Raw genomic sequence first — 563 nt, forward strand, 5'->3', positions numbered from 1 at the left:
GTGTGATGAGGTTTACATCGTTGCCGGTCACAAAGGGCATCCATCCGCCGTAAAAAAAACACCGGAAGGGACGCCGTAACCGCCTTAAAGGGGCACGCGGACGCGGTACGCTGGCCAAGGAGAAGCCCCCGATTTTCGGCATGATCCAACGCGGCGGTCAGGTGGTCATCCAAATGCTCGAAGACGTCCGCCAGACCACGATTCGGCCCCTGATCGAGGCCACGATTCGGCCGGGAACCTTGGTGCTGACCGATGAGTATACGATCTACCATCGCTTACCCGAATGGGGCTTTGAGCACCAAACGGTCTGCCATCACGCCGGGGAGTATGCCCGTGACGAAGACGGTGATGGCTTCCACGAAGTCCATGTCAACACGATGGAGGGGTTCTGGTCCTTGCTGCGTTCCTGGCTGCGGCCCCACCGCGGAATCTCTCAGGAGCACTTGCCTCTTTATCTCGGCTTCTTCGAGTTTGTCCACAATGCCAAAAACCGCGGCAAAGGGCTCATGGATTCCCTCCTCGGTCTGCTGCTGCGCTAACAGTCTGGAATCCATAAAGAGCCT

General features: G+C 57.9%; 1 pseudogene. It reads left to right on the top strand.

Annotation, left to right across the window (positions count from 1 at the left end):
- Positions 1-539: pseudogene (locus BQ17_RS15250) on the top strand (IS1595 family transposase); the annotation flags it as partial.
- Positions 540-563: the final 24 nt, after the last annotated feature.

The organism is Candidatus Thiosymbion oneisti, from assembly GCF_900092655.1.
Lineage (GTDB): Bacteria > Pseudomonadota > Gammaproteobacteria > Chromatiales > Chromatiaceae > Thiosymbion > Thiosymbion oneisti.